This window comes from Actinomadura sp. 7K507 (genome assembly GCF_004348425.1).
Lineage (GTDB): Bacteria > Actinomycetota > Actinomycetes > Streptosporangiales > Streptosporangiaceae > Spirillospora.
Map to the genome: position 1 here is coordinate 1 of NZ_SMKK01000280.1, position 10,966 is coordinate 10,966.

General features: G+C 72.5%; 10 protein-coding genes. 5 read left to right on the plus strand and 5 right to left on the minus strand.

All coding sequences use genetic code 11. The annotated features are described in order from the left end of the window. The 5 genes from E1285_RS46030 to E1285_RS38990 form a co-directional block, all read left to right on the plus strand. Window positions 1–419 (plus strand): hypothetical protein (locus E1285_RS46030; RefSeq protein WP_207947136.1); only part of this gene is annotated, 419 nt, incomplete at its 5' end. A gap of 95 nt (window positions 420–514) precedes the next feature. Continuing rightward, window positions 515–1,003, plus strand: coding sequence for a PaaI family thioesterase (locus E1285_RS38975; protein WP_243723361.1), 489 nt, complete (start codon window positions 515–517; stop codon window positions 1,001–1,003). A gap of 112 nt (window positions 1,004–1,115) precedes the next feature. After that, window positions 1,116–2,819 carry a signal peptide peptidase SppA gene (sppA, locus tag E1285_RS38980; RefSeq protein WP_132159625.1) on the plus strand — a complete coding sequence of 568 codons (1,704 nt, stop codon included), beginning with the start codon at window positions 1,116–1,118 and terminating at the stop codon, window positions 2,817–2,819. Beyond that, window positions 2,816–3,307 (plus strand): flavin reductase family protein, encoded by a 492-nt coding sequence (locus tag E1285_RS38985; protein WP_347814122.1) that lies wholly within the window; start codon window positions 2,816–2,818, stop codon window positions 3,305–3,307. Before sppA ends, E1285_RS38985 begins: the two co-directional genes overlap by 4 nt. Further along, the gene (locus E1285_RS38990; protein WP_132159626.1) at window positions 3,300–3,944 is read left to right on the plus strand and encodes a Uma2 family endonuclease; all 645 of its coding nucleotides are present in this window, start codon (window positions 3,300–3,302) and stop codon (window positions 3,942–3,944) included. Before E1285_RS38985 ends, E1285_RS38990 begins: the two co-directional genes overlap by 8 nt. Before the next feature lie 23 nt (window positions 3,945–3,967). On the opposite strand, the gene hutI is transcribed toward E1285_RS38990, so the two are convergent. Genes hutI through hutH form a run of 5 tightly spaced genes read right to left on the minus strand, consistent with a single transcriptional unit; the run spans window position 3,968 to window position 10,940 of the window. Continuing rightward, window positions 3,968–5,125, minus strand: coding sequence for an imidazolonepropionase (gene hutI / locus E1285_RS38995; RefSeq protein WP_132159627.1), 1,158 nt, complete (start codon window positions 5,123–5,125; stop codon window positions 3,968–3,970). Further along, window positions 5,122–6,510: a formimidoylglutamate deiminase gene (locus tag E1285_RS39000; protein WP_132159628.1), complete on the minus strand. Its 1,389-nt coding sequence runs from the start codon at window positions 6,508–6,510 to the stop codon at window positions 5,122–5,124. Before E1285_RS39000 ends, hutI begins: the two co-directional genes overlap by 4 nt. A gap of 10 nt (window positions 6,511–6,520) precedes the next feature. Then, window positions 6,521–7,720, minus strand: coding sequence for an allantoate amidohydrolase (locus E1285_RS39005; RefSeq protein WP_132159629.1), 1,200 nt, complete (start codon window positions 7,718–7,720; stop codon window positions 6,521–6,523). Next, entirely contained in the window at window positions 7,717–9,369 is a 1,653-nt protein-coding gene (gene hutU / locus E1285_RS39010) for a urocanate hydratase (protein WP_132159630.1), read from the minus strand. Before hutU ends, E1285_RS39005 begins: the two co-directional genes overlap by 4 nt. 26 nt (window positions 9,370–9,395) lie before the next feature. Beyond that, window positions 9,396–10,940 carry a histidine ammonia-lyase gene (gene hutH, locus E1285_RS39015; protein ID WP_132159631.1) on the minus strand — a complete coding sequence of 515 codons (1,545 nt, stop codon included), beginning with the start codon at window positions 10,938–10,940 and terminating at the stop codon, window positions 9,396–9,398. Between the last annotated feature and the right edge of the window lie 26 nt (window positions 10,941–10,966).

A 10,966-nucleotide genomic window follows, 5' to 3' on the forward strand; every position in this document is an offset into this window, starting at 1 on the left:
CCCCCGGCGAGACGACGCCGCCCCCGGCGAGTTCGCCGCCGGACGGGACCAGGCAGGGGACCGGGACCGGCGCCGCGAAGGTGCCCGCGGACTTCGCCGGCACCTGGACGGGCACCGTGACCCAGACCGGCGGGCTCACCTCGGGCGAGAGCAGCACCAAGGCGACGATCAAGCTGGAGGAAGGCGCCACGGACGGCACCTCCGACTACGACGACTGGGGCTGCCACAACACCCTGGTCGTCGAGGAGTCGTCCGCCACGACACTTCGGTTCCAGGAGACCCCGAAGAACAGCCGGGGGACCCAGGGCGTCTGCGTTGGGGGCACCTTGACGCTCGAGCGGGTGGGGGACGGCCTGAAGTACTCGTCTCCGGGGGGCCTCGGCACCACCACCACGGGCGTCCTGCACGTCGCCGGCTGATCCCTGCCCGGTCCGTCGGCCGTGATGAACGGCACAGGTTCGCACCCCCGATCACCGAATAGCATTCGGAGGTCGGCTGATCGAGGAGTTGCGAGTTGAGCGTCGAGGCGAGCCCGGAGGCCATGCAGGAGGCCGCCGATCTGTGGAACACGCTGTCCGGCGCGGAGTTCATCCGCGCCATGCGGGACAAGCGGATCCCGGAGTTCTCCGACATCAGCGACTACATCGGGCAGGCCGTCACGGTCGCCGAGCACGGCCTGGTGGAGATCGCGTGGACGCCCGGCGAGAAGCTGTGCAACCCGGGCGGCACCGTCCACGGCGGCTACATCGCGATGATCCTCGACAACGCGGTCTGCCTCGCGGCGAGCAGCACGTGCGACCGGTTCATGCCGATGCTCACGCTCAACCTCAACATCGACTACCTGCGCGGCGTCCAGGCCGGTGAGACGTACACGGTGACCGGGACGTGCGTGCATCCCGGCCGGACCCGCATGGTCAGCAACGCGGCCATCACCGACACGCGCGGGCGTCCGCTGGCGCAGGCGTCGGCGAGCGTCGTCCCCAACAAGGCGTTCGCCCGCTGACACGCGACGCCGCCCTCCGGCGGAGGCAGCTCGTACCGACGGCCCCCGAGCGGTGGCCGGGGGTCGGAGGACGGTACGGGAAGCCCCGTATCCGAGCGCATAGGCTGGGGCCATGGTGGATCCCGGCACAGTCCTCAACGTCATCAAACAGGCCCGCGACCGGCGGACGGCTCCGCTGATCCTCGAACTGGACCTCACCGAGGGCATCGTGGAGACCGCGCCGGCCGACCCCGTCTCCGCGATCCTGTCCATGCGCAGGACGAACCTGCGGGACGTCCTCGACGGGCTGCGGCGCGCCCGCTCCGACAGCCGCGTCCGCGCGCTCGTCGTGAAGGTCAGCGGCGGCATCGGGCTGGCGCTCGTCCAGGAGCTGCGCGAGGCCGTGCAGGCGCTGCGGGACGCCGGCAAGCTCACCGTCGCGTGGGCCGAGACGTACGGTGAGGGCGGGCGCGGCACCGTCCCGTACTACCTGGCCACCGCCTTCGACAAGGTGTACCTGCAGCCCACCGGGGACGTCGGCCTGGTCGGCATGGCCCTCGAAGAGCCGTTCTTCGCGGGCGCGCTGGAGAAGGCGGGCGTCGAGCCGCGGTTCGCCAAGCGCCACGAGTACAAGACCATGGCGAACACGTTCATGGAGAAGACCTACACCCCCGAGCACGAGGAGTCGTCGCGGCGCCTCGTCGCCTCGCTCGGCGAGCAGATCACCGCCGCCGTCGCCGCCGCCCGCGGACTCCCCGAGGACAAGGTCCGCGAACTCATGGACCGCGGCCCCTTCCTCGCCGGCGAGGCGCTGGAGGAGAAGCTCGTCGACCACCTCGGCTACCGCGACGAGGTGTACGCCGACCTCCGCAAGGAGTTCGGCGACGACGCCCAGCTCCGCTACGTCAGCCGCTACAACCGCGCGCACGGCATCGCGAGCATGCTTCCGCAGCCCGGCAGGCAGGACGTCGTCGCGCTGATCAACGGGCAGGGCCCGATCCGGCTCGGCCGCAGCGGCCGCGGCGGCCCGCTCCCGGGCTCCGGTCCCGCGATGGGCTCGGACACGATCGGCGCGGCGTTCCGCGCCGCCGTGAAGGACGACAACGTCAAGGCGATCGTCTTCCGGATCAACAGTCCGGGCGGCTCCGCCGTCGCGTCCGACGCGATCTGGCGCGAGGTGGTCCTGGCCGGCCGTGCGGGCAAGCCCGTGATCGTCTCGATGGGCAACGCCGCGGCGTCCGGCGGCTACTACGTCGCGGCGGGCGCCGACACGATCGTCGCGCAGCCCGGGACCCTCACCGGCTCGATCGGCGTCGTCACCGGCAAGGCCGTGGTGAACGGCCTCCTCGACCGGATCGGCGTCAGCCTCGGCAGCGTCGCCGTGGGCGACCACGCCCGCATGTCCAGCGCCACGAAGGACTTCAGCGACTCCGAGTGGGAACGCGTCAACGCCTCCCTCGACAAGATCTACGACGATTTCACCTCGCGGGTCGCGGAGGGCCGCGGCCTGTCCCGCGAGCGCGTCCACGAACTGGCCCGCGGCCGTGTGTGGACGGGCGCCGACGCCAAGGAGCAAGGCCTCGTCGACGAGCTGGGCGGCATCGACAAGGCCCTCGACGTGGCCCGCAAGAAGTCGGGCCTCGCCGCCGACGCCCCGGTCCGCGTCTACCCGCACTCCTCTCCCCTGGAGCGTCTCCGCCCGCCGGAGTCCAGCGAGGACCGCACCGCCGCCTCGGCCCGCTTCGACGGCTGGGGTTCCCTCGGCGGCCTCGCCGCCCGCCTGGGCCTGCCCGCCGCCGGCCCGCTGACGCTCCCCGGCACCTGGGAGATCCGCTGACCACGGAGTTCACCGAGGCCGTCGCGGGCTTCGCCACGGGCGTCGTCGTCCTGACCGTCCGCGACGGCCGCGACGACCTCGGGACGACGGTGACGTCGTTCATGTCGGTGTCCCTGGACCCGCCGATGGTGCTGGCGAGCGTGACGACGTCCTCCTACCTGACGGAGGTCCTGAGCCGCCGGGACCGCTGGGCGGCCACCATCCTGTCCTCCCGCCAGCGCGCCCTGGCCGGCCGCTTCGCCGCCGAGGGCCGCCCCGGCGCCCGCATCCTCCTCGCCGGCGAACCCCACCACCGCGGCGAGCACTCGGACGCCCTGATCCCCGAAACGGGCCAATCCGCCTTAGAATGCGAAACCCGCCAGAAAATCGAAGCGGGTGACCATACCCTTTTCATTGCCGAAGTCCTCTCAACGGACTACGTCTCCCGCGACCAAAAACCCCTAATAAGAGTCAACCGCCGTTATCTGGAGGACAAGTCACGTGGCTGACGACGATGATGGCGACATGACGATGAACGAACTGGAGACACAGGCTTTTCTGAGCTTGGAGGGGTACTTCGCGCTCGACGGGGACATCCAGCGAGAGAGCGAAGTGGTCGAGGGGCACCTCGTCTCTCGCGAACCCCGCAACCGACCTCACCAGCGGACCGGTTTCCGACTGGCGCAAGCGTTCGAAGTTGCCGTCGCAAAGTACAGAAGCTCCCACGACGAGGAGAAGGCTCCGTGCATCGACATCAACACGGAGGTACCCGTCCGCCTCTGGGAAGTTCCTCTTACTCTGCGCATACCGGACGTTGTTGTACATCACTGCCGTGAGGTCTTCGAGACGCTCGGCGCCGGGGACATCCTGATCGCGGTCGAGGCCATCTCCCGCTGGTCGCAGTCACGCGACCGCATTCACAAGATGGGCGAGTACGCAAAGTCCGGAATACCCCACTACCTGATCGTCCAAGTCGACGAGATCGGTGCGCTGATCGTCGAGCACTACGCCCTCACAACCACAGATCGCAGGTACTCCCGGATCAGCGTAAATCACCGCGATGGCGACATATGGGCTTTGAATATCAGCCATCCGTTCGACATGCAGATCGGGTGGCAGGACTTGGAGATCGCACCCCGCACCTGATCAACAAGGGTGAAGCCTGACCGTCACACCTGACGGCCGGCCTTCCAGACGGCGGCTGTCTGGGGGACGCCGGGGCGGTAGGCGAGGTGGATGTGGGAGGGGGCGTCCAGGACGTGGATGTCCGCGCGGGCGCCCGGGGTCAGGTGGCCTACGTCGGTGCGGCGGAGGGCCTGGGCGCCGCCTGCGGTGGCGGACCAGACGGCCTCGGCGGGGGTCATGTGCATGTCGCGGACCGCGACCGCGATGCAGAAGGCCATGCTCGAGCTGTAGCAGGAGCCCGGGTTGCAGTCGGTGGCGAGGGCGACGGTGGCGCCCGCGTCCAGGAGGCGGCGGGCGTCGGGGTAGGGCTGGCGGGTGGAGAACTCGACGCCCGGCAGGAGGGTCGCGACCGTTTCGGATGACGCGAGAGCGTCCACGTCGGCGTCGCTGAGGAACGTGCAGTGGTCGGCGGACGCGGCGTCCAGTTCGACGGCGAGCCGCACGGCGGGGCCTTGGGTGAGCTGGTTCGCGTGCAGGCGGGGGCTCAGTCCCGCTTCTACGCCCGCTCGCAGGACTTCGCGGGCCTGGTCGGCGTCGAAGGCCCCTCGTTCGCAGAAGACGTCCACCCAGCGGGCGTGGGGCGCGCAGGCCGCGAGCATGTCGGTGGAGGCCAGGTGCGTGTAGGCGGCGGTGTCGTTCCCGTATTCGGCGGGGACGATGTGGGCGCCGAGGTAGGTGACCTCGTCCGCCAGTTCGGCGGCGATGCGGACGGCGCGTTCCTCCTGGTCGACCGTGAGGCCGTAGCCCGACTTGCATTCGACGGTCGTCGTGCCCTGGCGCGCCATCTCGTCGATCAGGCGGCGGACGTTCGCGCGGAGGTCGTCGTCCGACGCGGCGCGAGTGCGTTCGACGGTCGTGCGGATGCCGCCCGCGGCGTACTTCCGGCCGCTCATCCGGGCGGCGAACTCCTCGGCGCGCTCGCCGGCGAAGACGAGGTGGGCGTGGGAGTCGACGAACCCGGGCAGGACGGCCCGGCCGGCGGCGTCGAAGGCGGTGTCGGCGGCGGGGGCCTTCGAGGACGGGCCCGTCCACGCGACGCTCCCGTCCTCGATCACCAGGGCGGCGTCATCGACGATGCCCAGACCGCCCAGGGCGGGGTCGTTGGTGACGAGCTCGCCGATGTTCACGATGGCGGTGCTCAAGCGGGCTCCTCTTCGGTGACGGCGGTGATCGCCTGGTGCAGCGCGCCGGGGACGTCGTCGATCAGCAGGTGGCGGCCGTCGCCGACGATCTGGCGGCCGGAGACGACCACCTCGCGGACGTCGGCGGCGGTGGCGGCGAACACGGCGGCCTCGGCGGCGTGTCCGGGGCCGGAACCGGCCGTGCGCACCGAGTCGAGCGCCACGGTGACGAGATCGGCGTACGCGCCGGGCTCCAGCCGTCCCGCCTCGGGCCAGCCGAGCGCGTAGTGGCCGTTGGACGTGGCGGCGGCGAGCAGCTCCCCGGCCGTCCAGTGGCCGCGGGCGCCGGTGCGGAGCCGCTCGTCCAGCTCGACCGCGCGGGCCTCCTCGAACATGTCGATGACGGCGTGCTGGTCGGAGCCCAGGCAGATCGGCGCGCCGGCGTCCGCCAGGTCGCGGGCGCGGCCGATGCCGTCGGCGAGGTCGCGTTCGGTGGTCGGGCACATGCACACGCCGGTCATCGTCGTGCCGAGCAGGCCGACGTCCTCACCGGTGAGGTGCGTCGCGTGGACGGCCGTGGTCAGCGCCCCCAGCACCCCGGCCTCGGCCAGGAGGCGGGTCGGGGTCATGTCGTAGGCGTCCAGGCACGCCTCGTTCTCGGCGGGCTGCTCCGACAGGTGTACGTGCAGGGGCGCGCGGTGCTCCTTCGCCCAGGACGCGACCGCCCGCAGCTGCTGGCGGGGCACGGCGCGGACGGAGTGGATCGCGGCGCCGACCCGGGCGTGCAGCCGTCCCGCCTTGTCCGTCTGCTCGTAGAGGCTGTCGACGCGCCGCGCCCAGTTGCCCGCGGTGCCGTCGCCGAAGCGGAGCTGCGGGCCATGGAGGGGCTCGCCGATGCCGCCCGCGAGGTAGCAGGCGTCCAGGAGCGTGATCCGGATGCCCGCGTCGGACGCGGCGGCGATCAGCGCCTCGCCCATCGCGTTCGGCTCGCCGTAGGGGGCGCCGCCGGGCCTGTGGTGCAGGTAGTGGAACTCGCCGACGCAGCTGATCCCGGCGAGGGCCATCTCGGCGAACACGGCGGTCGCGAGGGAGCGGTAGGAGGCGGGGTCGAGCCGGTCGGCGATCTTGTACATCTGCTCGCGCCACGTCCAGAACCCACCCGGTTTCGCCCCCACGGCTTCGCCCCGCCGCCCCCCGTGTCCTTGGGCGCGGGTGCGGAGGGCGCGGTGGAAGGCGTGGGAGTGCGCGTTGGCGAGGCCCGGCAGGGTCAGGCCGGGCAGGCGCCGCGCGTCCTGCGGGGCGGGGACGCCGGCGGCGACGCGGGTGATCCGCTCGCCGCCGGCCTCGATGAGGACGTCGGACGCGATACCGTCCCCGAGCCACGCGAGCTGGGCATGCCACTGCATATCCGGAGTCCTACCCGCACGCCAGGTCGTCCAGTACCGCCGTGAGCGCCTCGACTCCGGCCAGGCGGTCCGCCGGTTCGGCGAACTCCGCGGGGTCGTGCGAGACCCCGGTCGGGTTGCGGACGAACAGCATCGCCGTGGGCAGCCGCGCCGAGAGGATGCCCGCGTCGTGCCCCGCGCCGGTCGGCAGGACGGGCGCCCCGCCGAGCGTCCCGGCGATCCGGTCGCGGAGGGCCAGGTCGAAGTCGACGATCTCGGTGTAGGACTCCTCGGCGAGGTCGACGCTCACCCGGTGCGGGCGCGCGGCGACCCGTGCCGCCTCGTCGATCTGCTTCACCGTCCGCCGGACCGCCTCGTCCGCCGGGCCGCGGGCGTCCAGCCACGCCGTGACGGACGAGGCGACCGCGTTCACCCCGCCCGGCACGACCCGGGCCTTGCCCACGGTCGCGACGGTCCCGTTCCGCTCGGCCGCCTCCCGCGCGGCGATCACCATGCCCGCGAACGGCAGCATCGGGTCGCGCCGGTCGGGCAGCGCGGTCGTGCCCGCGTGGTTGCCCTCGCCGCCGAAGTCGAACCGCCACCGCCCGTGCGGGACGATCGCGCTCGCCACGCCGACCGGTTCCCGGAGCGCCCGGCCCTGCTCGACGTGGAGCTCGACGAAGCAGCCGATCCGCCCGAGGAGGTCGTCGTCCGGGCCGATCGCGTCGGGATCGAGCCCGGCGTTGTGCATGACCTCGGCGAACGTGCGGCCGTCGCCGTCGGTGAGCGCGCGGGCCCGCGCCGGGTCGATCGCCCCGGACAGCAGCCGCGACCCCAGGCACGCCACACCGAACCGCGCCCCCTCCTCCTCGGCGAACGCCCCGATCCCGATCGGCCTGGTGAGCGCGGCGCCCCGCTCCCGGAGCGCGTCGACGGCCGCGAACGCCGACACGACGCCGAGCGGCCCGTCGAACGCCCCGCCGCCGGGCACCGAATCCAGGTGGCTCCCGGTCAGGACGGCGTCGCCGCGCGACCCGTCCCCGGGCCACCACCAGGCGACCATGTTCCCGTTGGGGTCGTGCTCGACGTGCAGGTCACGGCGTCGCGCCTCGTCCACGAACCAGGCGCGGCACTCCAGCTCCGGCGGCGTCCACGCGAACCGGTGGTAGCCGCCGGTCGCCTCGTCCCGCCCGACGGGCAGCAGCGCCGCCCACATCTCCTCGAAGCTCATGGGCGCATCGGGATCCGGACGCCGCGCTCGCCGGCCACTTCGGCGGCCCGGTCGTAGCCCGCGTCGACATGCCGCATCACGCCGGTGCCGGGGTCGTTGGTCAGGACGCGCTGGAGTTTCTCGGCGGCGAGGGCCGTCCCGTCCGCGACGCAGACCTGGCCGGCGTGGATGGAGCGGCCGATGCCGACGCCGCCGCCGTGGTGGATGGACACCCACGTGGCGCCGGACGAGGCGTTGAGCATCGCGTTCAGCAGCGGCCAGTCGGCGATCGCGTCCGAGCCGTCCGCCATGCCCTCGGTCTCCCGGTACGGGCTGGCGACCGAACCGCAGTCGAGGTGGTCGCGGCCGAGCACGACCGGCGCGCTGATCTCGCCGCGCGCCACCAGGTCGTTGAACACCTCGCCGGCCTTGTCGCGCTCGCCGTAGCCGAGCCAGCAGATCCGGGACGGCAGGCCCTGGAAGCGGACCTGCTCCCCCGCCATCCTGATCCACCTGGTCAGCGGCTCGTTGTCGGGGAACAGGTCGAGGATCGCCTGGTCGGTGCGGGCGATGTCCTTCGGGTCGCCGGAGAGCGCGGCCCACCGGAACGGGCCCTTGCCCTCGCAGAACAGCGGCCGGATGTAGGCGGGCACGAAGCCGGGGAAGTCGAACGCCCGCGCGTACCCGGCGAGCTGCGCCTCGCCCCGGATCGAGTTGCCGTAGTCGAAGACCTCGGCTCCGGCGTCCTGGAATCCGACCATCGCCTCGACGTGCGCGGCCATCGAGTCGCGGGCCCTGCCGATGAACGCGGCCGGGTCCTTGCCGCGCTCGGCGGCCATGTCGTCGAACGCGACGCCGCGCGGCAGGTAGGCGAGCGGGTCGTGCGCGCTGGTCTGGTCGGTGACGATGTCGATCGGCGCGCCGCGGCGCAGCAGGTCGGGGACGATGTCGGCGGCGTTGCCGAGCACCGCGATCGACAGGGGCCGCCGCTCGGCCTTCGCCTCCCCGGCGAGCCGCAGCGCCTCGTCCAGTGAGCCGGCCTCGACGTCGCAGTACCGGTGCTCGACGCGCCGCGCGATACGGGACGGGTCGCACTCGACGCAGATCGCGACGCCGCCGTTCATCGTGACGGCGAGGGGCTGCGCGCCGCCCATCCCGCCGAGCCCGGCGGTCAGCGTGACCGTCCCCGCGAGGGTGCCGCCGAAGCGCTTGTCGGCGACGGCGGCGAACGTCTCGTAGGTGCCCTGGAGGATGCCCTGGGTGCCGATGTAGATCCACGACCCGGCGGTCATCTGCCCGAACATCGTCAGGCCGAGCGACTCCAGGCGGCGGAACTCCTCCCACGTCCCCCACTGCGGCACCAGGTTGGAGTTCGCGATCAGCACGCGGGGCGCCCACTCGTGCGTCCGGAAGATCCCGACCGGCTTGCCGGACTGGACGAGCAGCGTCTCGTCCCCTTCGAGATCGGCCAGCGACCTGACGATGCCGTCGAAGGCGTCCCAGTTCCGGGCCGCCTTCCCCGAGCCGCCGTAGACGACCAACTCGTCGGGATGCTCGGCGACCTCCGGATCGAGGTTGTTCTGGATCATGCGAAGGGCGGCCTCCTGCGGCCACCCCTTGGCGGTGAGGCCGGTGCCGCGCGGCGCGCGGACGGGACGTGGACCTGACATCTGCGGGCTCCTCAACTGCGGGCTACTCAGGACAGGGGGCCGGTGACGGCCTCGGCGGCGGCGACCAGCGAGCCGTCCAGCACCATCTCGGTCGCGGCGGCCATCTCCGGCGCGAGGTAGCGGTCCGGGCCGGGCGGCGGGACCCGCTCGCGCAGCTTCGCGACGACGGCCGCGGTCGCCGGGCCGGGACGCAGCGGGGTGCGCAGGTCAAGGGCCCGCGCGGCGGTGAGGATCTCGATGCCGATCACCTGCGCCAGCCCGTCGACCGACCGGCGCAGCTTGCGGGCCGCGTTCCAGCCCATCGACACGTGGTCCTCCTGCATGGCCGAACTGGGGATCGAGTCGGCGCTGGCCGGAGCGGCCAGCCGCTTCAGGTCCGAGACGATCGCGGCCTGCGTGTACTGGGCGATCATGTGGCCGGAGTCGACGCCGGGGTCGTCGGCGAGGAAGGCGGGCAGCCCGTACGAGCGGGCCTTGTCGAGCATCCGGTCGGTGCGGCGCTCCGACATCGAGGCGACGTCCGCCGTGGGCACCGCGAGGAAATCCAGCACGTACGCGATGGGCGCGCCGTGGAAGTTGCCGTTGGACTCGACCCGCCCGTCGGGCAGGACCACCGGGTTGTCGATGGCGGACGCCAGTTCCCGGCCCGCGACGAGTTCGGCGTGCTCGACCGTGTCCCGCGCCGCGCCGTTCACCTGGGGCGCGCAGCGCAGCGAGTACGCGTCCTGGACCCGGGTGCAGTCGGGCCCGCGATGCGATTCCATGATCTCCGAGGCGCCGAGCAGCGCCCGCAGGTTGGCGGCCGAGGCGGCCTGCCCCGGATGCGGCCGCAGGTTCTGCAGGTCGGCGGCGAAGACCCGGTCGGTGCCGAGCAGCGCCTCCACGGTCATCGCCGCGGCGACGTCCGCGGCGACGAGGAGTGCCCGCAGATCGTTGATGGCCAGGACGAGCATGCCGAGCATCCCGTCCGTCCCGTTCAGGAGGGCGAGCCCTTCCTTGGCGCCGAGCTTGACCGGCGTGATCCCGGCCTGCGCCAGCGCCTCCGCCGCCGGCTTCAGCTCCCCGCCGGCGTCCCTGACCGAGCCCTCACCGATCAGTGCCAGGGCCACGTGCGCGAGCGGCGCGAGATCGCCGGAACAGCCGAGGCTTCCATGCTCGAAGACCTGGGGCGTGATGCCGGCGTTCAGCAGTTCGGCCAGCGTCCGCGCCGTCGTCGGCTGCACCCCGGTCCGTCCCGTGGCGAGCGTGCGCAGCCTGAGCAGCATCAGCGCCCGGACGACCTCCCGCTCGACCTCGGGCCCCGACCCCGCAGCGTGCGACCGGACGATGTTGAGCTGCAGCCGCGCCCGCAGATCGGGCGCGATGTGCCTGGTGGCGAGGGCCCCGAACCCGGTGGAGACCCCGTAGACGGGTGTGGGACGAGCCGACAGCTCCTCGATATGCGCCCGCGCCTCGCCGATCAGCTTCAGCGCCCCGTCCGACAACGAGACCCGGGCGCCGCCCCGCGCGACCGCCACCACCTGCCTGAACGCCAGCGCTTCCGGACCGACCTCGACCTCTGCATCCGCCATAACGAAACCCATACCCATCATTGGAC